We start from the raw sequence: 20,753 nt of genomic DNA, 5'->3' as shown, positions 1-20,753 counted from the left end.
GCCGGTCTGGGCGGGTCGCGTTGCAGCGCACCTGTGACGTCCGCGGGCTGCGGCGCCGTTGCGGGGGCCCTGCCCCCGAGCCCCCGCGCGCGGAGCGCCGTAGGGGTCCGGGGCGGAGCCCCGGGAGCGGACCTGCAGGTCAGAACGCCGGGCGCTCCGGGTCCAGGGCGGCGCGGCCCTCCGCAGGGGAGGAGGCTTCGGCGAAGCGGCGTTGCGGGATGCGCCCCGCGCGGAACGCGAGCCGCCCCGCCGAGACGGCGTCCCGCATGGCGGACGCCATCAGGACCGGCTCCTGCGCCCGCGTCACCGCCGAGGCCAGCATCACCGCCGCGCACCCCAGCTCCATGGCGAGGGCGGCGTCCGACGCCGTGCCCGCGCCCGCGTCCAGGATCACCGGCACCGACGCCCGCTCCGCGATCAGCTCGAAGTTGTGCGGGTTGCGGATGCCCATCCCGGATCCGATGGGCGACCCCAGCGGCATGATCGCCGCGCAGCCCACGTCCTCCAGCTTCCGCGCGAGCACCGGGTCGTCGTTGGTGTAGGGGAGGACCGTGAAGCCCTCGTCCACCAGGATCTCGGCGGCGTCCAGCAGCTCGACGCCGTCGGGCAGGAGGGTCCGCTCGTCCGCGACCACCTCCAGCTTGATCCAGTCCGTGCCCAGCGCCTCCCGGGCCAGCCGGGCCGTGAGCACGGCCTCGCCGGCCGTGAAGCAGCCCGCCGTGTTGGGCAGGACCGAGATGCCGAGCTTGGTCAGGACGGAGAGGACGGAGCCCTGGACCGTGGGGTCGAGGCGCCGCATCGCGACCGTCGTGAGTTCGGTGCCGGACGCGACCAGGGAGCGTTCCAGCACGTCCAGGCTCGGGGCCCCGCCCGTGCCCATGATCAGGCGGGAGGAGAAGGTCCGGCCGCCCAGGGTGAAGAGGTCGTCCGCCATGGCGCTCAGCCTCCCTGGACCGCGGTGAGGATTTCGACCCGGTCGCCGGCGCGCACCGGCGTGGCCGGCCACTGCCCGCGCGGGACCACGGTCTCGTTGAGCGCGGCGGCGACGCCGGAGGGGGCCGTGGTCAGCGTCGCGACCACGGTGTCGAGCGTGGTGCCGGCCGCGACCTCGCGCGGCTCGCCGTTGACGGAGACGGAGACGGGGAGGGTCATGCGTACGACTCCTGACGTGCGGCGGAGAACCGGCGGGGGGTGAAGGGGCGCGCGATCTCCGGCACTTCGCCGGTGGCCAGCAGCTCGGCGAGCACCTCGCCGGTGAGCGGGGTCAGCAGTACCCCGTTGCGGTAGTGCCCGGTGGCCAGGTGCAGGCCCGGCAGGTCGGTCGGGCCGAGCAGCGGGGCGTTGTCGGGCGAGCCGGGGCGCAGTCCCGCACGGGTCTCGGTGAGGGGGAGTTCGGTGATGCCGGGGACCAGTTCGTGGGCGTCGCGCAGGAGTTCGTAGACCCCGCCCGCGGTGACCGTGGTGTCCCAGCCGAGTTCCTCGCTGGTGGCGCCGACGACGAGTTCGCCGTTCTCGCGCGGCACCAGGTAGACGTGGCTGCCGCGGACGACGGCCCGGACGGTCCGGGACAGGAACGGCGCGTAGGCCGGGGGCACGGACAGGCGCAGGACCTGGCCCTTGACCGGCCGTACGGGAGGCAGCACCTCCGGCGGTACGCCCGCCAGCCTGCCGCTGAGCGAGCCCGCCGCCAGGACCACCTGGGCGGCGCGCAGCTCCGTACCGTCGTCGAGTGCGGCCCCGGCCGCCCGGTCGGCGGTGACCAGCAGCCGTTCCACGGCGGCCCGGTGGATGATCACGCCGGCGCGCTCGCAGGCGGCCAGCAGGGCGGCCGCGAGCCGGCGCGGGTCGACCTGGTGGTCGCCGTCCACGCGCAGGCCGCCGCGTACGCCCGGCGCGAGCATGGGCTCCAGGCGGCGGCACTCGCGGCCGGTGAGCCACTCGGACTCCAGGCCGCAGCGGCGCTGCAGCGCGTGCAGTTCCCGCAGGTGGAGCCGGTCGTCGGCGTCGAGGGCGACGGCGAGGGTGCCGCAGGCGCGGAAGCCGATGTCCATGCCGCCGCTCGCATCGGCGAGTTCGGCGGCGAACTCCGGGTAGCGCGCGGCGGAGGCGAGGCCGAGGCCCAGCAGGGCTTCCTCGCCGAAGTGCAGTTCGGTGACGGGGGCGAGCATGCCGGCCGCGACCTGGGCGGCGCCGCCGCCGGGCGCCGGGTCGGCGAGTACGGTGCGCAGCCCGCGCGCCGCGGCCCGCCAGGCGGTGACCAGGCCGATGATCCCGCCCCCGATGACGAGGACGTCGGATCCCTTCCGAGATGAGTGCATGGGCGTCCAGCCCCTCCCTTCGCCGGCATGACCCGGATCAGGTTCGTACGGTCGGAGGCCGGCCAGCCTCCCTCTCAGCCCGGTGCGCCGGACTCCCGCGATAGGTACGGTGGCCAGAGTATCCCGGCCCCGGACGGCCGGTAAGGCGGCACCTATTCCTGACGGGGCGTCAGATGATTAGGGTGGCCGGGTGAGCGAGCAGACGGAACACAATCAGCGCGGCGTCGTGATCGCCGGCGCCGGAATGGCCGGGGTGCAGACCGCGGTCGCCCTGCGCGAGCAGGGGTTCGCCGGCCCCCTGACCCTGCTGGGAGCCGAACCCCACCAGCCCTACGACCGGCCCCCGCTGTCCAAGGCGGTCCTGCTCGGCAAGGCCGAGGACTCCGCCTTCGACGTGGACTTCGACGGGCTCGGCATCGAACTGCGGCTCGGGACGGAGGTCACCGGCCTCCGGGCCGCCGACCGCGAACTGGACACCGAGGCCGGCCCGGTCCCGTACGAGGTCCTCGTGCTGGCGACCGGCGCCGAGCCGCTGACCCTCCCCGGCACCGAGGGCGTCCCCGGCGTCCACCTGCTGCGCACGCTGGACGACGCGGCGCGGCTGCGCCCGGTCCTGGCGGCCGCCCCGGCGACGGTGGTCGTCGGGGCGGGCTGGATCGGCGCCGAGTTCGCCACCGCGGCCCGCGAGGCGGGCTGCGCGGTGACCGTGGTCGAGGCGGCGGACCGGGTGCTGGCGGGGGCGCTGCCCGCCGAGGTCGCCGAGCCCATGGCGCGCTGGTACGAGGAGGCCGGCGCCGGGCTGATCACCGGCGCGAAGGTCGCCGGGATCGAGGAGGGCCGGGTCCTGCTCGCGGACGGGCGCGCCCTGCCGGCCGGCGCGGTCGTCGTGGGCATCGGCGCGCGCCCCGCCACGGGATGGCTGGCCGGGACCGGTGTGGAACTGGGCCCGGACGGCTCGGTCACCGCCGACGCCTACCTGCGCACCTCCCTGCCCGGGGTGTACGCGGTCGGCGACTGCGCCTCCTTCCCCTCCGGGCGGTACGGGAAGCGGCTGCTCGTGCACCACTGGGACAACGCGCTCCAGGGGCCGCGGACGGTGGCGGCGAACATCCTGGCCGGGGCCCGGACCGGGGAGCCGGCCCAGGTGTACGACCCGGTGCCGTACTTCTGGTCGGAGCAGTTCGGGCGGTTCGTGCAGTACGCCGGACACCACGGCGGGGCCGACACCCTGCTCTGGCGCGGAGACCCGGCCGGTCCGGCCTGGTCGGTGTGCTGGCTGCGGGGCGGCGCGCTGGTCGCGGTCCTGGCGGTGGGCCGACCCCGCGACGTGGCGCAGGGCCGCAAGCTCATCGAGACGGGCGTCCCCGTGGACCCCGCCAAGGTCTCCGACCCCGCGACCGCGCTCAAGTCGGCCACGGCCTGACGGCCCGGGCGGGGCGCGCGCGGGTGCCGCTGCGCGGAGCCTTCTCCCCGCCCCCGCCCCTTCTCCGTTTCTCCCCCGGCCACCGCTGGGCGGTGGCCCCAGGATACGGGCCGCGACCCGGACGGGGCTGCCCAGGTACCGGCGGCGGAGCCGAGATGGCAGGCTTGTGTCCGTGACCGAGATTGACGCAAAGATCGATGCCCTTGTCCCCTCGTGGCTGTACCTCCCCGACATCGCGGAGATGCTGAACATCGAGGTGACCCGGGTCCGCCAGATGGTCAAGGAAGGGCAGCTCATCGCCGTACGCCGGGGCGAGAACCGCGCCCTGCAGGTGCCGGCCCCCTTCATCGACGGCGACAAGGTCGTCAAGGGCCTGGTCGGTCTGCTGACCGTGCTGCGCGACGACCGCTTCACCGACGAGGAGATCCTGGAGTGGCTCTTCACCGAGGATCCGACCCTGCCCGGCACTCCCGTGCAGGCGCTGAGCGAGAATCGCGGCACGGAGGTGAAGCGCCGCGCTCAGGCGCTCGCCCTCTGACCTGATCCGCAGTTCGCTCCACCGCGGTGTACGGGCCCCGCGCCCGTACACCGCCTCCACCCACGGGGGGTTCACCCATGCAGCTGTCCGACGCCCGGCTCTACCTCTGCACGGACGCCCGCAAGCGGCAGGGTGACCTCCCCGAGTTCCTCGACGCCGTCCTGGCCGCAGGCGTGGACATCGTCCAGCTGCGGGACAAGGGCATGGAGGCGGGGGAGGAGCTCGAACACCTCCAGGTTTTCGCCGAGGCCGCACGCCGCCACGGCAAGCTCCTCGCCGTGAACGACCGCGCCGACGTCGCGCACGCCATCGGCTCCGACGTCCTGCACCTCGGCCAGGGCGACATCCCCGTCCCCGCGGCCCGCGCCATCCTCGGCGAGCGAGTGCTCATCGGCCGCTCCTGCCACGCGGAGGACGAGGTCGACGCGGCCGTGGCCGAGCCCGGCGTGGACTACTTCTGCACCGGCCCCTGCTGGCCCACCCCCACCAAGCCCGGCCGCCACGCCCCCGGCCTGGAGCTGGTCCGGTACGCGGCCTCGCTGGAGCAGGACCGGCCCTGGTTCGCCATCGGCGGCATCGACGGCACGAACCTGGACGAGGTGCTGGACGCCGGCGCCACCCGCGTCGTGGTCGTCCGCGCCCTCACCGAGGCCACCGACCCCGGTGCGGCCGCCGCGGAACTCGCCAAGCGGGTCCGGGCCCGGCTCGGCTGAGTCCTGTCCGCCCGGACAGAGGGGCGGCCTGCCGCTCTTTAACGTGTCAGGCCCCGCTTGACCAGGGGCGCACCCCCAAGTGTCCAAAAACGTGTCCAAAAGGCGGACAGCGCTTCGGTGACCGGCCGGCCGCGTCTAACCTGCCCACATGGCCTCTGGTACCGCTTCCACCTGGTCGGACCGTGCACACACGGTCCGCGACCTCCTCGCGTCCGGGCGCTCGTACTCCTTCGAGTTCTGGGCCCCGAAGACGGAGAAGGGCGAACGCAACCTCTGGAACGCCCTGCGCCGGGTCGAGGCGGTATCCCCCAGCTTCGTGTCCGTGACCTACGGAGCCGGCGGCTCCACCCGCGGCGGCACCGTCAAGGCCACCCAGGAGATCGCCGCGGACACCACCCTGACGCCCGTCGCGCACCTCACCGCCGTGGACCACTCGGTCGCCGAGCTGCGCAACGTCATCGGGCAGTTCGCCGATGCGGGGATCCGGAACATGCTCGTCGTGCGCGGAGACCCGCCGGGCGACCCGATGGGCGACTGGGTGGCGCACCCCGACGGCGTGCACTACGCCGCCGACCTGGTCCGCCTCGTCAAGGAGTCCGGCGACTTCTGCGTCGGCGTCGCCGCCTTCCCCGAGATGCACCCGCGTTCGACGGACTGGGACACGGACATCCGGCACTTCGTGGACAAGTGCCGCGCGGGCGCCGACTATGCGATCACCCAGATGTTCTTCGATCCGGAGAATTATCTGCGGCTGCGCGACAGCGTCGAGAAGGCGGGCTGCGAGACCCCGATCATCCCCGAGGTCATGCCTGTTGTGGCGATCAAGCAGCTCGACCGGCTGCCCCAACTCAGCAACGCGGCCTTCCCCGCGGATGTGAAAGAGCGCATGCTCGCGGTCAAGGACGATCCGGCCGCTGTACGCTCCATTGGCATCGAGTTCGCCACGGAGTTCTGCGCGCGGCTGCTGTCCGAGGGTGTCCCGGGGCTGCACTTCATCACGCTGAACAATTCCACGGCGACTCTCGAAATCTACGAGAACCTGGGCCTGCACCAGCGGGCCTGAGCGGCCGCCCCCCGTTTCCCGCGCCGGCGGCCGTACCGAGAGGGGCCATGCATGGGAATGACGGTCCTCTACATCGCGTTCGGTTTCGTCGCGCTGTGGCTGCTTGCCGAGGTCCTGATGCAGTACAAGGCCCGGCTCCGCTGGCGCCTGCTCGCCTTCGCGGGATTCCTCGGCGTGGTGGCCGGGGTGGTGCTGCCGTCGGTTCCGGTCATCGGGGCCGGCGCCGCGGCGTTCGCCTTGGGCCAGACCCTGGTGACGCTCTCCTTCCGCAAGGGCTTCGTCGCCGGCTGGGCGCTGCGCCGCGGCGGGGAGCCCGTACGGCAGTCCAGACGGCGCCGGTCCGGCGGCGCGGTCCAGCAGGAGCCGGCGCTCCAGGTCACCGCGCTCGCGTACGAGGACGCGGACGGAGCGGCGGACGCGCGCCCGTTCCAGGCCGCGGCCGAAGAGGTCTACAGCCCGGAGCCGGTGCCCGAGGAGACCGGGTCCTACGGCATACAGAGCTTCGCACCGGCCCCCGAAGCCGCCCAGACGGCGGCCTTCGCCTCACCGTTCACCACCGCGGAGCAGGACGCCCACCAGTACGCGGCGTACTACGACCCGCAGAACCAGGGCGGCGGGTACGACTACTCCGGCGACTACCCGACGGGTGGCCAGCAGCAGGTCTACGCCGCCTACTCGGACCCGTACATCGGCACCGGCGGCGGGGTCGCCCCGCCCCAGCCCTACGACTACACCGCGTACGCCGGCTACGGGCAGCAGCAGTACTCCACGGACACCCCGCCCGGCGGGGTCTGGGTCCCCCAGCAGCGGTCCACCGACGGGGGCGGCCAGCCCTACCCGGCGGAGGAGCAGGCCGAGCCGCCGCAGCAGTACCCGTACACCCAGCCCGGCGAGTACGAGCAGTACCGCTACTGACCCCCGCGCGGACCGGTCCGCGGACCGGTCCGCCCACCCTTCACCACAGCGGTCACTGCGAGCCGCGGAACTCCGCGCCCTCCACGATCAGCCCGGCCACCAGGGCCCCGGTCATCCCGGCGTGCGGCAGCCCACCGCCGGGATGCGCCCAGCCGCCCGCCAGGTAGAGCCCGGGCACGGCCGTGGTGTTGGCCGGGTGGAGCAGCCGGCCGCCGGCCCCCGCGAGGGCGGGCGGCGGCACCGCGCCCCCCTGCGCACCGGTCGCCGCCTCGACATCGGCCGGGGTGCGCACCTCCTGCCACAACAGCCGCTCCCGCAGCCCCTGGACGGCCTTCTCCGCGAGGTTCAGCAGCTCCGCGGGCTCCGGGGTCCCGGGCCCGTACACGGCGCTCACGGTGACCGCCTCGTGCTCCGCGTCGGGCCGGGTGGCGGGGTCGTCCGGGCGCAACACGGTGACCTGCGCCCCCGGGGCGTGCACCAGGGTGCGGTGGACGGCCGCGGCGGGGCGCGCGCCGCGCAGCGCGAGCAGCAGCGTGATCCGGCCGGGCACGTCCGCACCGCGGGCGGGGACCGCGTCCGCCGGCCACCGCAGCGAGCCGGCGGGCAGCTGCCGGGGGTCGATCGCGCAGACCACGTGGTCTGCGGCCACCTCACTGCCGTCGGCCAGCAGCAACCCGGCCGCGCGGCCGCCCGGGACCAGGACCTCGCGCACGTCCGCCCCGAACGCGAAGACGACCTTCCGCTCCAGGCAGCGCTCGTACACGGCGGTGGCCAGGGCGCGCATCCCGCCGCGCACGTACCAGCTGCCGAAGGTCTGCTCCATGTACGGGAGCACGGCGGCCGAACCGGGCGCGGTGGCCGGGTCGATCCCGTAGGTGCGCACGAGGCCGGTCAGCAGCTCGGCGAGAGCGCCGCCCAGCTCCCGGTCGGCCACCTCGGCGAGGGTCGGCGGCCGGCGGCGGAACAGGCCGCTGCGGCGCAGGGCCGGGTACGGGTCGCCGCCCAGCGCCTGCCGGGCCCCGTCGCGCAGCGGCTCCTCCAGCAGCGGGCGGCGGGTGGCGTCCCAGGCGTCCCGGGCGCGGCCCAGCAGGGCGTTCCAGAGCTCGCCGGAGCCCTGGCCGAAGGCGGTGTCGAGGGCGGCGGCGACCCCGCCGCGCGAGGCGCCCGGCAGGGTGACGTCGATGCCGTGGTGGGGGAGGACGTGCCGGACGGCGGGGTCCACCTGGACCAGGTCGACGCAGTCCTCCAGCGGCCGCTTTCCGGTCTTCACGAACAGGTCGCGGTACACGGCGGGCAGGTGGAGCAGACCGGGCCCGGTGTCGAAGGCGAAGCCCTCGCGCTCGTACCGGCCGACGGCGCCGCCGTAGGTCGCCCCGCGCTCGTACACCGTCACCTGATGCCCTGCCACGGCCAGCCGGGCCGCCGTCGCCATCGCGCCCATCCCGGCGCCGATCACCGCAATTCGTGCCATGCGGCCGAGCCTATCGACCCCCTCGGGCCGGTCGTGGTCAGAGGGGTGGGGCCCCGGTGGCCTCGCGGGCCTCGGTGGCCAGCCGCTTCTCCTCGCGGCGCTGGGCACGGCGGCGCAGGAAGCGGCGGATCCGGCTCCAGAGGAAGACGAGTATGGCCAGTCCGGCGGCCAGCAGGACGGCCGCGATGATCGCGGCGGCCTCCGGGTTGAATATCGCGAAGGTGACGAGACCGGCCACGCCGAGGTCCTCGGCGATGCTCATGGCCACGTTGGTGAACGGCTCGGGCGAGGTGTTGATCGCCATCCGGGTGCCGGCTTTGACGAAATGGCTGGCCAGCGCCGTGGAGCCGCCGATCGCGCCGGCGGTGATGTCGGACAGCGAGCCGCTCTGCCCGGCCAGCAGCGCACCGATCACCGCTCCGGCGAGCGGGCGGATCACGGTGTGGACGGTGTCCCATATCGAGTCGACGTACGGGATCTTGTCGGCGACGGCCTCGCAGAGGAAGAGCACCGCGGCGACGATCAGCACGTCCGTGCGCTGCAAGGACGCCGGGACCTCGTCGCTGAGGCCGGTCCGGCCGAAGACGCCGAGCAGGAGGACCACGGCGTAGGCGTTGATCCCACTGGCCCAGCCGCTGGTGAAGACCAGGGGGAGCACACTCATTGGATCATCATGTCGCACGGGTGCCGATGCGACGGACGGAACGCGGACACGGAGACAGAACCGGGACAGAACAGTGAGGGGACGGTCGCCCGGCGGCGGCCGTCCCCTCACTCACACTGTTGGGGGCTACTGCCCCTGCTCGTCACGGCGGCGCTGCCACCGTTCCTCGATGCGGGTCATCATCGACCGACGCTGCCGGTTCCGGCCATGGGCCGAACCGCCTGTACTTCCGGAGACGGGCTGCTCGCCAGGCTTGGGTGCCTTGCGCCAACCGGTGACCACCAGGACCGTACATCCCAGCATGACGAGGAATCCCACCACGCTGATCCAGAGCACGTTCGGAATGATCACACCGGTCATGAGGAGCGCGATACCCACCACAATGCCTGCGACTGCCGTGTAGACCCGTCGCCGGGTGTACGTACGCAGTCCGCTTCCCTCAAGCGCTGTCGCGAACTTGGGATCTTCGGCGTACAGCGCTCGCTCCATCTGCTCGAGCATTCGCTGCTCGTGCTCCGAGAGCGGCACGGGAGTCCTCCTCATCCGTCGGTCGCGGGGGGTAGCGACCAGGGGTCCCCTTCAGGATAGGCGGGGAATCGCCCCCGTGACACCCGCCCTCTACGCCACGTTCCAAAAAGACACAGCCCAGAAAAGACGCAGCCGGTAAAAGCACTGCTCGAAAACCGTACCGCCGCGGGAGCGGTCACTGAGGCCCTTATTCCCCAATGGTCCGTCCACCATGCCGGTCACTGCACTCGATCATACGGGGCCGACCGCCGGTTCGTCGGGTGTGCGGCAGACTCCGTCCGCGGAAGATCGCAGTTCAGGCCTGCTTCTGGCCGAGCACGTGCAGTTGCGTGGCGACCGCGTGGAAGGCGGGCAGCTCCGCCGCGGCCTCCTCCAGACGCAGCAGCGCCTCCACCGCGCCCGGCTCGGTGTCCACCAGGACCCCCGGTACGAGGTCGGCGAAGATCCGCACGCCGTGGACCGCGCCCACGGCCAGGCCGGACCCGCCGACGAGCTCGGAGAGCTGTTCGGCGGTGAAGCGCCGCGGCACCGGGTCGCCGGAGCCCCAGCGGCCGGCCGGGTCGGTCAGGGCGGTACGGGCCTCCGTGAAGTGCCCGGCCAGCGCGCGGGCGAGCACGGCCCCGCCGAGGCCTGCGGCCAGCAGGCTGAGCGTGCCGCCGGGGCGCAGTGCCGCGACCGCGTTGGCCACGCCCTCGGCCGGGTCGTCCACGTACTCCAGCACGCCGTGGCAGAGCACCACGTCGTACGCGTCCCGCTCGACGACGTCCAACAGGCCCTGGGCATCGCCCTGGACGCCGCGGACCAGGTCGGCGACGCCGGCCTCGGACACCCGGCGCTCCAGCCCGAACAGCGCGTTCGGGCTGGGGTCGACCACGGTGACCCGGTGGCCCAGACGGGCCACCGGCACGGCGAACTTGCCGGTGCCGCCACCGGTGTCGAGCACGTCCAGCACGTCCCGCCCGGTCGCCTTCACCCGGCGGTCGAGCGCCTCCTTGAGGACCTCCCACACCACGGCGGTGCGAAGGGAGGCACGGGGGCGGGAAGTGTCCGACACGACTGATGGCTCCTCGGCGCGGTAGGGAAGGGGTGAGCGGTCCGTGCCCCACCCCGGTCTACCTTATGGCCTTCCGCAGCCGGGCAGCTCATCGCGCGTCCGGACGCTCCGGACGCGGCTGCGGGAGGGCCTGCTGCAGGCTCGGAGCGGGTGCCCGGGCGGCGAGCATCCGCTCCACCAGGCGCAGGAACATCGAGGCGGCCCGCACCAGATCGTCCGCCTCCCGGCCGCTCGCCGCGTCCGCTATGCCCGCCTCGGCCCGGGCCCGGCGGGCCGCGCCCGAGGCGAAGAGCGCGCTCCACTCGGCGAGCTCCGGCGCCAGTTCGGGCAGCAGCTCCCACGCGCTGCGGATCCGGGGCCGTCGCCGCGGGTTCACCGGCTCGGGCCGGCCGCGCGCGGCGAGCACGGCCGCGGCGGTGCGCAGGGCGGCGAGGTGGGCGGTGGCGTACCGCTCGTTGGGCCGGGCCAGCAGGGCGGCCTCGGCCAGGCCGCTGCGGGCCTTGGCGAGCAGGTCGAGCGCGGCCGGGTCGGCCGTCGACTTGCGCAGGACGGGGTGGACAGGGGATGGGGACGGTGTGGCCATGACGAACCTCCTGTCGATGCGTTGCTCCCATCGTGACCGGCCCCACTGACAATCGCCCTGACCTGCACTTTTACGGTCGTATCCCACGCAACTACCCCCTCCTGCACACCTGGTGCGGCAGAGGATGCTAGTTTTTGAACTGACCGGTCAGTTCAAAAAGAAGGGGGACGGCGTGGACAGCCCGCACGGCGCGGCCGTCAAAGCCGAGGACTTCGGACTCAAGGGCCCGCGCGGCTGGGTCTTCCGAGGAGTCGGCATCGACGCGGCGCCCGGCTCGCTCATCGCGGTCGAAGGCCCTTCCGGCAGCGGCCGGACCTGCCTGCTCCTGGCCCTCACCGGACGGATGAAGGCCACCCAGGGCCACGCCGAGATCGACGGGCACCGGCTGCCGAAGCGGATGGCCACCGTCCGCCGGATCGCCGCCCTCGGCCACGTCCCCGGGGTCAACGACCTCGACCAGGCCCTCACCGTCGCGGAACAGCTGCGCGAGGGCGCCCTGCTCCACCGCCGCTACGACGGCCCGGTCCGCGCCCTGCTGCGACCCCGCGCCGAGCGCCGCGCCCAGGCCGCGGCCCGCATCGACGAGGCCCTGGCCGCGGCCGGACTGGACCTCGACACGCTGCCCAAGGGCGCGCGCACCTCCGTACGGGACCTGGAACGCCTGGAGGCCGTACGGCTGTCCGTCGCCATCGCCCTGCTGGGCTCCCCGCGGCTGCTGGCCCTCGACGACCTCGACCTCAAGCTCTCGGACACCGAGCGCACCGAGGCCTGGGCCCTGCTCCGCTCGATCGCCGCCCGCGGGATCACCGTCCTCGCGGTGTGCAGCGAGGGGCCGGCCGACGCGGTGGCCCTGCGGACGAGCCCGAAGGAGCAGGACGCGCAGGACGCGCCTGAAGCACCGGACGCACCTGAGGTGCCCGGCACCGCAGCGCAGGCCGCCGACCGGAAGATCACCTGGGGAAGCTCCGCGAAGAGCGCCCCTGAGGCGGACGGGGACGCGGACGCCGACGCCGATGCGGACACCGGCCCGGAAGCCGACGCCGCCGCCGAGAACGACAGCGGCAGCGACGCCGACGCCGACGCCGACACCGAGAACGACGACACGAAGGGGGAGGACGATGCGCTCGCCGAAGCTGGCCGCGCTTGAGATGAAGCGGTTCGGGCGGGGGAAACTGCCCCGGGCCGCCCTCGTCGCGCTGCTCCTGCTCCCGCTGCTCTACGGAGCCCTGTACCTCTGGTCCTTCTGGGACCCGTACCACAACCTCGACAAGGTGCCCGTCGCCCTCGTCAACTCCGACCGGGGCGCGACCGTCGACGGCAAGCACTTGGACGCGGGCGGTGAGCTCACCAAGAAGCTCCGCGACAGCAAGACCTTCGACTGGCGCGAGGTCAGCCCCAAGGAGGCGGCCGAGGGCCTGGAGAACGGGACGTACTACCTGACCCTGACCATGCCCGAGGACTTCAGCGCGAAGATCGCCTCCAGCGCGGGCGAGGACCCCGCCACCGGCGCCCTCCAGGTCCGCACGAACGACTCCAACAACTACGTCGTCGGCTCGATCTCGCGCTCCGTCTTCTCCGAGGTCCGCTCGGCGGCGTCCACCAACGCCTCCCGCGGTTTCCTCGACAAGATCTTCGTCAGCTTCTCCGACCTGCACGACAAGACCGCCGAGGCCGCCGACGGCGCCGACAAGCTCAAGGACGGGGCGGGCAAGGCCCAGGAGGGCGCCAAGGAGCTCGCCGACGGCCTCGACACCGCCGAGGAGAAGAGCGGCGAGCTCAACAACGGCCTGAAGAAGCTCAACTCGGCAGCCGCCAAGCTGGAGACCGGCACGAGGGACGTCGCGAACGGCACCCAGGCCGTCGCCGACAAGGTCAACGGCGCGGCCGACAAGGCCCGTCCCTTCGTCAAGGACCCCAAGAGCCTCGCGGCCACCGCCGAGCTGGTCGCCGACAGCGCGAAGGTGGTCAACAACCACCTCGACAAGTTCGCCGAGAAGGCCCCGGCCGCCGCGGCCGCCGCCAAGCGGGCCTCCACCGGCGCCGACGCCTACTACACCAAGCACTGCGTCACCCCCGGCGCCGAACCGCACCTCGCCTCCTGCCCCGACCTGAAGAGGGTCAGGGACGACACGGCGGAGGCCGCCGAACTCAGCGGCGACGTCAGCGCCCTGGTCAAGAACGCCAACGGGGACGTGTCCAAGCTCCGCACCCAGCTGACCGACCTGGAGAACAAGGCCCGCGACCTCGCCGACAAGGCCCCCCACCTCGCAGCCGACCTCGACGCGGCCGTGGCCAAGGTCAACGCCCTCAACACCGGCGCCCACAAGGTCGCCACCGGCATGGCCCAGCTGCACACGGGCCTCGGCTCCGCCACCACCGGATCCGGCAAGCTCAGCGACGGCGTCGGCAAGCTCGGCGACGGCGCCCACCGCCTCGACGGCGGCATGTACAAGCTCGTCGACGGCACCGGCGAGCTCGCCGGCGGCCTGCACGACGGCGCGGGGAAGATCCCCGACTACGACCAGCAGCAGCGCGACGCCCGCACCGAGGTCATGGCCGACCCGATCAGGCTCGCCAACCAGTCCCTGCACAAGGCGCCGAACTACGGCACCGGCTTCGCGCCCTACTTCATCCCGCTCTCCCTGTGGGTCGGCGCGATGGTCGCCTACATGCTGATCGCGCCCATGAACCGGCGGGCCCTGTCCGCGGGCGCCTCGCCCTGGCGGATCGCCCTCGCCGGCTGGCTGCCCGTCGTCGGGATCGGCGCCGCCCAGGTCGCCCTGCTGATGTCCGTGCTCCACTGGGCCCCGGACCTCGGCCTGAAGATGGCCTACCCGGCCCTCACCATCGCCTTCCTGCTGCTGGTCAGCGCCTGCTTCGCGGCGATCATCCAGTGGCTCAACGCCAAGTTCGGCGCGGCCGGGCGGATCCTCGTCCTCGCCGTCCTGATGGTCCAGCTGACCTCGGCGGGCGGCACCTACCCCGTGCAGACCAGCCCGGACTTCTTCAACGCCGTCCACCCCTACCTGCCGATGTCCTACGTGGTCGAGAGCCTGCGCCGCCTCATCACCGGCGGCGACCTCGGCCCGGTGTGGCAGGGCTTCGCGGTCCTGACGGCCTTCACGGTCGGGGCCCTCGCCCTCACCTCGCTCGCCGCCCGCGGCAAGCAGGTGTGGACCATGGACCGACTGCACCCCGAACTGAGCCTGTAGGGACGTGTTGACCTGTGACAATCAGCGCCATGGACAGCAGCAGCACCGGTACGGGTACCGGCGGGAGCCGTCGGCAGGCCACCCGGCAGAAGCTCTACGAAGCGGCCGTGACCCTCATCGCGGAGCAGGGCTTCTCCGCGACCACGGTCGAGGAGATCGCCGAGCGGGCGGGCGTCGCGAAGGGCACCGTCTACTACAACTTCGCGAGCAAGAACGACCTCTTCGAGGAACTGCTGCGGCACGGGGTCGGGCTGCTGACGGTCTCCCTGCGGACGGCGGCGGAGGAGACGGAGGCGCGCGGCGGCAGCCGGGTCGAGGCCCTCGACGCGATGATCCGCGCCGGCCTCGTCTTCATCGACCGCTACCCGGCCTTCACCCAGCTCTACGTCGCCGAGCTGTGGCGGACCAACCGCGCGTGGCAGTCCACGCTGATGGTGGTCCGGCAGGAGGCGGTGGCCGTCGTGGAGAAGGTGCTGCGGGAGGGCGTCGAGCGCGGTGAGCTGAGCGCCGAGATCGACGTGCCGCTCACCGCGGCCGCGATGGTCGGGATGGTGCTGGTGGCCGCACTGGACTGGCAGTCCTTCCAGAGCGAGCGGTCCCTCGACGACGTCCACTCGGCGCTGTCGCTGCTGCTGCGGGGCCGGGTCAGCGGCAACCGCTGAGCCCGTCCGGCGCGGCGACCACCCCCCAGTCGGCGGTGCCGCGGGGGCGCGGCAGCCCGTACAACTGGTGGGGCCTGCCGCGGCGGCTGAGTATCCGTACCTAGGCGCGGAAATGAGTACGTGCGCGGATGGGCTCCCACCTGCGCGGACGCCAGACTGGGAGCAACGGACAGGAGACCCGGTCCGCACCGCCGACACGGGGCTGCGGAGCGGACCGGGTACCTCCTACCGTGGCCGGGCGGGGGATTCGAACCCGGTGACGCAGTACGCGAACGCGGCGGGGCTCGGGGGGATCGAGCCTCGCCGCGTTCGCGCGTCCGCGGGTTCGGCCGCCTCTTCCTCGGCTCTGCCCCCGGCTGCCCTCAAAGACCGGGGCTCCGCCCCGAACGCTGCGCCTCAAGCGCCGGCGGGGCTGGTTCGGCCCGGCGGGGGCGCAAAGAGCTGGGGCTCCGCCCCAGACCCCGCTCCTCAAACGCCGGAGGGGCTGGAAGGGCCTCCGGCCGGTCCGGCCGTGTTTGGCGGACGGGCATCGGCCGAATCCCCAGCCCCGCTCGCCGCTGGAGGGGCCCGGCGGGGCTGAAGGCGGCCTCCGGCCGGTCCGGCCGCGTTTGGCGGACGGCATCGGCCAAATCCAGCCCGCCGGCGTTTGAGGCGCGGGTCTGGGCGGAGCCCGGGAAGACGGCCGAAGGCTCGGATGTCAGCTGCGGCCCCGGAGGGGGAGCCGCAGGCGTAGGGCGGTCAGGCGGGTTGATACCGCTGAGGTGAGCGCGGACCAGCGGGTCGACGCCGACCAGGCGAGGCGGGTCGCCGAGCGGGGGAGGAGCAGGGCGCGCAGGCGGGCCGGACGGCTCGCCGCGGCCAGCAGGCCCGTGCGGGTCAGCAGGACGTCGTCCGCCAGCCCCGGGTACGAGACCTCCGCGCCCGGCGGCGCGTACAGGGCCCGTTCCACCGCGCCCGCGACCCGGTGGACCGCTTCCGCGGCCTCCGGATCCAGGCGGCCCAGGTCCACGACCCGGCCCGCCGCCCGGCGCGGGGACAGTGCCTCGTCGGGGACCACGCCCACGTCCCAGGCGGCGTCGCCCAGTTCCCGCCACGCCGTCAGGACCTCCCCGGTCCCCAGGCGGCGGGCCCGCAGCCGGTTCCGCCACAGCATCGGCAGCAGGGGCAGGGCCAGTACCGCCAGCACGGCCGCCACCCAGCCGAGGACCGTCGTCGCCGACGGCCCGTCGCCGCGGGTCGGGCCCTGCGCGGCCGCGGGCGCCGCGCACTCGCCGAGCTTCTTCAGCTCGGGCGGGCACGCGGCGGACGCCGACGGCGCCGCCGACGGCTGTGCGGAGCTCTGCGAGGGCAGCGGCGCCGGTGCGGACGGCTGCTGGGCCGTCGGCGTCTGCGGGCGGGAGTAGTCCGGCACGTTGATCCCGGACCGCGGCGTCGGCTCGAACCGCGTCCAGCCCACGCCCTCGAAGTACAGCTCCGGCCAGGCGTGCGCGTCCCGCATCGACACGTTCACGCTGCCGTCCGACTGCTTCTCACCGGGCGTGAAGCCCACCGCCACCCGTGCCGGGATGCCCAGGGTGCGGGACATCGCCGCCATCGAGAAGGCGAAGTGGATGCAGAAGCCCTCCTTGTCGTCGAGGAACCGGGCGACCGCCTGCGGGCCCGTGCCCGAGGCCGTCCTCGTGTTGTAGCGGAAGCCGCCGTTCACGGCGAAGTAGTCCTGCAGCTTCACCGCCCGCGAGTAGTCGTCCTTCGCCCCCTGCGTCACCTGGCGGGCCCTGTCGGCGACCACCGGAGGCAGGTTGTCCGGCACCTTCGTGTACTCGTCGCGGATCTCCGGATTCGGCTCCGGAGCCTTCTGCAGCTGCTGTGCCGTCGGCTTCAGCAGCAGACTGCGCACCAGGTACTGGGCGCCCTGGACGTTCTGGAACCTGTCCCGGCCCAGCTGGTCCCCGACCAGGGTCCGGCCGACCGGCTCGAAGCGCCACTTGCCCTCGATGTCCACCGACGTCGCCGGATACGGCATGGGGAGGTAGCGCTGGACGTAGCTGTCCGCCGCGGAGACGGTGGTGGCCACCTCCGTGGCGGTCGCGCGGACCTGGTCGCCGAGCCCCGGCGGGGGCGGCAGCTGCTTCGGCACGTCGCTCAGGGACCGCCCGGAGGCCTCCCACTTCACGCCGTTGAACTCGTCCAGCGCGACGATCCGCAGGTACTGCTCGCTCTGCTGCGGGTTCTCCGTCCGGTACTTGAGGATCACGCGGTTTTCCTGCGTGTTCAGGTTGCTCTGCAGGGAGACCAGCGGGTTGACGGCCGAGATCGTCCCGCCCGCACCGCTGCCGCTGTCGCCACCGTCCTGATCGCCGCCCAGCAGCCCGCCGCCGAGCGCCGGCAGCGCCGCCGGCACCGCCAGCGCCACGCCCAGGGCGATCGCGCCGATCCGCCGTCCGAACCGCGCCGGGGCCGTCGCCTGCCCGCCCGAGCCGCTGCTGAGACCGGAGTCGGCGGCGCCCCGTCCGCGCGGGGCCGCGCCGAAGACCCGGCCCCACTGGGCGAGCCGGTCGCGGCCCTCGGCCAGCAACATCAGCAGGTATCCGCAGCCCGCCAGCAGGAAGGAGAGCCAGGAGGCCTCCCCGCCGCCCGACAGGCCCGCGGCCACCGAGTACAGCGCGAGCAGCGGCAGTCCGGCCGCGGCGGCCGTCCGCATGGCCACCGCCAGCGTGTCCACGAGCAGCCCGATCAGCAGCATCCCGGACACCAGCAGCAGCCGGATGCCGTCCGTCAGCGGCGCCGGGATCGCGTACTCGCCCACGTCCCGGACGCCCTGCCCGAACAGCGAGCCGAAATCGTCCACCAGGTACGCCAGCGGCCCGCTCCCCTGGGACTCGCCCTTGCCGGCGAAGAGGAAGACGAGCAGCAGCAGGGACACCAGCAGCTGCGCGGCCACGGTCAGCGACCGCGCCAACGGCACCCGCCGGGCCCCGGCCCCCACCGCGCTCTGGACGGCCAGCAGCAGCGCCCCCTGCAGCAGCCACGCCTGTGATTCGACCAGCGGGGCCAGCGACCACGAGGTGAGCAGCGTCGCCAGTGCCGCGAACAGCGTCAGTTTCGCCCGCCCGCTCATGCCCGACCTCCGGAAGTCCCCGTACCGACGCGAGCGGTGCCGGCCTGTCGCCACAGCTCGCCGAAGGCCACCCCGGGCGGGGCGGCCAGTGCCGTCCAGCCCGCGTCGCGCAGCCTGCGCAGCCGCTCCTCCAGCGGGGTCACGGCGTGACCGGGTGCGGGCTGCCCGCCCCAGGCCGCGGAGTCCAGTACGAAGGCCACCGCACCCGAGGTGCGCTGGCGCATCTTGGCCGCCAGGTCCGTCTGTACGTCGTCCAGGTCGCCGAGGAAGGCGATGAGGAGCCCGTCACCGCCGCCTCCGCCGAAGCTTCCCGCGCCACCGCCGCGCACCGCGTCGTAGGCCCGTGAGAGGCCGGCGCCGTCGGAGTGCCCGACCACCGCGAGCGTGTCCATCATCAGCCCGGCGGCCTCCGCGGACTCCTGGCCGCCGGCGGAGAAGCCGCCTCCGCCGTCGCCGGGCACCGAGTCGCCGGTGTCCGTGAGCAGCCGCGCCGAGAAGCCCTGCTCCAGCACGTGCACGAGGCTGGAGGCGGCCGCCGAGACGGCCCACTCGAAGGCGGAGTCGGGGCCCGCGCCGTCGAAGGCGAGGCGCCGGGTGTCCAGCAGGACGGTGGCCCGGCTGCGCTGCGGCTGTTCCTCCCGGCGGACCATCAGCTCGCCGTAGCGGGCCGTGGAGCGCCAGTGCACCCGGCGCAGGTCGTCGCCGCGCCGGTAGCCGCGCGGGATCACGTCGTCGTCACCGGCCAGGGCCAGCGAGCGGCGGCTGCCGTCGCCGTAGCCGTTGGACTCGCCGGTCAGCCGGACCGGCGGCAGGGGCTCGGTGCGCGGGATGACGGTGAGGGTGTCGTAGGTGCTGAAGGAGCGGGTCAGCTCGACCAGTCCGAAGGGGTCGGTCAGCCGCAGCTGGAGCGGGCCCAGCGGATAACGGCCGCGCAGGTCGGAGCGGACCCGGTAGGACACCTCGCGGCGCCCGCCGGGCTCGACCCGGTCCAGGACGAAGCGCGGGCGCGGGCCCAGCACGTAGGGCACCCGGTCCTGGAGCATCAGCAGGCCGGTGGGCATCCGGGAGACGTTGTCCATGCGCAGCTGCACCCGGGCCTCGGCGCCCGCGGGCACCCGTCCGGGGCTCAGCCTGCGGCTGCCGGAGACCCGGTAGCGGGTGCGGTGCAGGGCGTAGACGCAGATCAGCGGCAGGGCGGCGAGCAGCAGGCCGACCCGGAGCAGTTCGCCCTGGCCCAGGACGTAGGCGCAGGTGGCGGCGGCTATCCCGGCGGCCACGAACGAGCGGCCGCGGGTGGTCAGCCCGGACAGCGACGCGCGGAACCCGCCGCCGTCCCCCGGGCCGCCGGCGCCGCGCGGGGCACCGGCGCTCATCAGAAGCCCCGGATGCCCGCGCCGGGCGGCATCTCGCCGCGGGCGTGCGCGGCCGGGACGGGGGTGCGCTGCAGGATGTCGTGGACGACCTGCTCGGCGGTGCGCCGGTTCAGCTGGGCCTGGGCGGTGGGCAGCAGCCGGTGCGCGAGGACCGGGGCGGCCAGGGCCTGGACGTCGTCGGGCAGGACGTAGTCCCGGCCGGCGAGCGCGGCGGAGGCCTTCACGGCGCGCAGCAGGTGCAGGGTGGCGCGGGGCGAGGCGCCGAGCCGCAGGTCCGGGTGGCTGCGGGTGGCGGCGACCAGGTCGACGACGTAGCGCCGGACGGGCTCGGCCACGTACACCTCGCGGACGGCCTCGATGAGCTTGATGATCTCGTGGGCGTGCGCGACGGCCGTCAGGTCGTCGAGCGGGGAGACCCCGCCGTGCACGTCGAGCATCTGGAGCTCGGCCTCGGGGCTGGGGTAGCCGACGGAGACGCGGGCCATGAAGCGGTCGCGCTGGGCCTCGGGCAGCGGGTACGTGCCCTCCATCTCCACCGGGTTCTGGGTGGCGACGACCATGAACGGGCTCGGCAGCGCGTAGGTCGTGCCGTCGATGGTGACCTGGCGCTCCTCCATCGACTCCAGCAGCGCGGACTGGGTCTTCGGCGAGGCGCGGTTGATCTCGTCGCCGATCACGATCTGCGCGAAGATCGCGCCGGGCTTGAACTCGAACTCGCGCAGCTGCTGGTCGTAGATGCTGACACCGGTGATGTCGGAGGGCAGCAGGTCCGGCGTGAACTGGATGCGCTGAACCGAGCAGTCGATGGACTTGGCCAGCGTCTTGGCGAGCATCGTCTTGCCGACGCCGGGGACGTCCTCGATCAGCAGGTGCCCCTCGGCGAGCAGCACGGTCAGCGCGAGGCGTACGACCTCGGGCTTGCCCTCGATCACGCTCTCGACCGACTGGCGCACCCGCTCCGCCGTGCTGGTCAGATCCGCGAGGCTCGCTCGGTCGTCATACGTCGTCACCTTGGTTCTCCTCGGCCCATTCCCAGGGCCGACGCCCTTGGCGCATGACCGGCCCACCCCGAAACACGGACACCGGTTCCGGGGGATCCCGGGTGGTGCCACCCCGCA

19 protein-coding genes and 1 riboswitch are annotated in these 20,753 nt (G+C 73.7%); of the genes, 8 read left to right on the top strand and 11 right to left on the bottom strand.

Going from position 1 to position 20,753, the window contains the following annotated elements:
* Positions 1 to 139: 139 nt before the first annotated feature.
* The 3 genes from OG332_RS12510 to thiO all read right to left on the bottom strand — a co-directional run bounded on the left by OG332_RS12510 (position 140) and on the right by thiO (position 2,318).
* Entirely contained in the window at positions 140 to 934 is a 795-nt protein-coding gene (locus OG332_RS12510) for a thiazole synthase (protein ID WP_327413530.1), read from the bottom strand.
* Positions 935 to 939: 5 nt separating this feature from the next.
* Positions 940 to 1,152, bottom strand: a complete 213-nt coding sequence (thiS, locus tag OG332_RS12505) for a sulfur carrier protein ThiS (protein ID WP_327413529.1) — start codon at positions 1,150 to 1,152, stop codon at positions 940 to 942.
* A complete protein-coding gene (gene thiO / locus OG332_RS12500) occupies positions 1,149 to 2,318 on the bottom strand; it encodes a glycine oxidase ThiO (protein WP_327413528.1) in 1,170 nt (389 codons plus the stop codon). Before thiO ends, thiS begins: the two co-directional genes overlap by 4 nt.
* Positions 2,316 to 2,427: riboswitch (TPP riboswitch) on the bottom strand. (Overlaps the previous gene by 3 nt.)
* An 81-nt stretch (positions 2,428 to 2,508) precedes the next feature.
* Here thiO and OG332_RS12495 point away from each other — a divergent pair.
* From OG332_RS12495 to OG332_RS12475, 5 genes are all read left to right on the top strand, one after another.
* Complete coding sequence (locus OG332_RS12495; protein ID WP_327413527.1) at positions 2,509 to 3,741, top strand: NAD(P)/FAD-dependent oxidoreductase; 1,233 nt, start codon at positions 2,509 to 2,511, stop codon at positions 3,739 to 3,741.
* A 172-nt stretch (positions 3,742 to 3,913) separates the two neighbouring features.
* Complete coding sequence (locus OG332_RS12490) at positions 3,914 to 4,279, top strand: Rv2175c family DNA-binding protein (RefSeq protein ID WP_327413526.1); 366 nt, start codon at positions 3,914 to 3,916, stop codon at positions 4,277 to 4,279.
* Between the two features lie 77 nt (positions 4,280 to 4,356).
* A complete protein-coding gene (gene thiE, locus OG332_RS12485; RefSeq protein WP_327413525.1) occupies positions 4,357 to 4,992 on the top strand; it encodes a thiamine phosphate synthase in 636 nt (211 codons plus the stop codon).
* Positions 4,993 to 5,140: 148 nt separating this feature from the next.
* Positions 5,141 to 6,055: a methylenetetrahydrofolate reductase [NAD(P)H] gene (gene metF, locus OG332_RS12480; RefSeq protein WP_327413524.1), complete on the top strand. Its 915-nt coding sequence runs from the start codon at positions 5,141 to 5,143 to the stop codon at positions 6,053 to 6,055.
* Positions 6,056 to 6,106: 51 nt separating this feature from the next.
* Complete coding sequence (locus OG332_RS12475; RefSeq protein WP_327413523.1) at positions 6,107 to 6,970, top strand: hypothetical protein; 864 nt, start codon at positions 6,107 to 6,109, stop codon at positions 6,968 to 6,970.
* Between the two features lie 52 nt (positions 6,971 to 7,022).
* Here the strand turns inward: OG332_RS12475 and OG332_RS12470 are convergent, their stop codons facing one another.
* The 5 genes from OG332_RS12470 to OG332_RS12450 form a co-directional block, all read right to left on the bottom strand.
* Positions 7,023 to 8,441, bottom strand: a complete 1,419-nt coding sequence (locus tag OG332_RS12470) for a phytoene desaturase family protein (protein ID WP_327413522.1) — start codon at positions 8,439 to 8,441, stop codon at positions 7,023 to 7,025.
* Positions 8,442 to 8,478: 37 nt separating this feature from the next.
* The gene (locus OG332_RS12465) at positions 8,479 to 9,105 is read right to left on the bottom strand and encodes a DUF4126 domain-containing protein (protein WP_327413521.1); all 627 of its coding nucleotides are present in this window, start codon (positions 9,103 to 9,105) and stop codon (positions 8,479 to 8,481) included.
* 126 nt (positions 9,106 to 9,231) lie between these two features.
* Positions 9,232 to 9,633, bottom strand: coding sequence for a DUF3040 domain-containing protein (locus OG332_RS12460; RefSeq protein ID WP_327413520.1), 402 nt, complete (start codon positions 9,631 to 9,633; stop codon positions 9,232 to 9,234).
* A 295-nt stretch (positions 9,634 to 9,928) separates the two neighbouring features.
* Positions 9,929 to 10,687 carry a class I SAM-dependent methyltransferase gene (locus OG332_RS12455; protein ID WP_327413519.1) on the bottom strand — a complete coding sequence of 253 codons (759 nt, stop codon included), beginning with the start codon at positions 10,685 to 10,687 and terminating at the stop codon, positions 9,929 to 9,931.
* An 88-nt stretch (positions 10,688 to 10,775) separates the two neighbouring features.
* On the bottom strand, positions 10,776 to 11,270 hold the full coding sequence (locus OG332_RS12450) for an SAV_6107 family HEPN domain-containing protein (RefSeq protein ID WP_327413518.1): 495 nt from the start codon (positions 11,268 to 11,270) through the stop codon (positions 10,776 to 10,778).
* Between the two features lie 172 nt (positions 11,271 to 11,442).
* Here OG332_RS12450 and OG332_RS12445 point away from each other — a divergent pair, with 172 nt between their 5' ends.
* From OG332_RS12445 to OG332_RS12435, 3 genes are read left to right on the top strand one after another with little or no spacing between them, the layout of a single operon-like run.
* On the top strand, positions 11,443 to 12,417 hold the full coding sequence (locus OG332_RS12445; protein WP_327413517.1) for an ATP-binding cassette domain-containing protein: 975 nt from the start codon (positions 11,443 to 11,445) through the stop codon (positions 12,415 to 12,417).
* Positions 12,389 to 14,482, top strand: a complete 2,094-nt coding sequence (locus OG332_RS12440) for a YhgE/Pip domain-containing protein (RefSeq protein ID WP_327413516.1) — start codon at positions 12,389 to 12,391, stop codon at positions 14,480 to 14,482. The genes OG332_RS12445 and OG332_RS12440 overlap by 29 nt, the downstream gene beginning before the upstream one ends.
* Positions 14,483 to 14,511: 29 nt before the next feature.
* Positions 14,512 to 15,144 (top strand): TetR/AcrR family transcriptional regulator, encoded by a 633-nt coding sequence (locus OG332_RS12435; RefSeq protein ID WP_327413515.1) that lies wholly within the window; start codon positions 14,512 to 14,514, stop codon positions 15,142 to 15,144.
* Positions 15,145 to 15,841: 697 nt separating this feature from the next.
* On the opposite strand, the gene OG332_RS12430 is transcribed toward OG332_RS12435, so the two are convergent.
* From OG332_RS12430 to OG332_RS12420, 3 genes are read right to left on the bottom strand one after another with little or no spacing between them, the layout of a single operon-like run.
* The gene (locus tag OG332_RS12430; protein ID WP_327413514.1) at positions 15,842 to 18,262 is read right to left on the bottom strand and encodes a transglutaminase family protein; all 2,421 of its coding nucleotides are present in this window, start codon (positions 18,260 to 18,262) and stop codon (positions 15,842 to 15,844) included.
* Positions 18,259 to 19,635, bottom strand: a complete 1,377-nt coding sequence (locus OG332_RS12425) for a DUF58 domain-containing protein (RefSeq protein WP_327413513.1) — start codon at positions 19,633 to 19,635, stop codon at positions 18,259 to 18,261. Before OG332_RS12425 ends, OG332_RS12430 begins: the two co-directional genes overlap by 4 nt.
* Positions 19,635 to 20,645 (bottom strand): AAA family ATPase, encoded by a 1,011-nt coding sequence (locus tag OG332_RS12420; protein ID WP_327413512.1) that lies wholly within the window; start codon positions 20,643 to 20,645, stop codon positions 19,635 to 19,637. Before OG332_RS12420 ends, OG332_RS12425 begins: the two co-directional genes overlap by 1 nt.
* Between the last annotated feature and the right edge of the window lie 108 nt (positions 20,646 to 20,753).

The sequence above is a fragment of the Streptomyces sp. NBC_01233 genome (assembly GCF_035989305.1).
Lineage (GTDB): Bacteria > Actinomycetota > Actinomycetes > Streptomycetales > Streptomycetaceae > Streptomyces.
This window is presented reverse-complemented; position numbering and strand designations above follow the sequence as displayed.